1 protein-coding gene is annotated in these 240 nt (G+C 64.6%); it reads left to right on the top strand.

Annotation, left to right across the window (positions count from 1 at the left end; translation table 11 throughout):
* The coding region (locus tag AC1RPQ_RS08660; RefSeq protein WP_481762377.1) for a hypothetical protein at positions 1 to 240 on the top strand (240 nt) is incomplete at both ends.

Genomic DNA, 240 nt, shown 5'->3' with positions numbered 1-240 from the left:
AGCTCAAGACGCTCAACGAGGTCGTTACCGTGTGCCGGGGTTCGCGCGAACGTGCGCCGGGCGGCGGCCGTAAGCCGGGCATCCGGTTCGACACGGCACATATGCATGTGACTGTTCCGCCGAGTGCGCAGCCGGAAGAATTGCTCGAAATTGCGGGAAAGCTGATGACGCTGGCGCAAGATATCGTGAATGCGCGCAACGCAGCAGCAACCGCACCGGCCGCGAGCACGAACGGGGCCG

Source organism: Dellaglioa sp. CoH-57-MRSF-21 (assembly GCF_056781915.1).
This window is presented reverse-complemented; position numbering and strand designations above follow the sequence as displayed.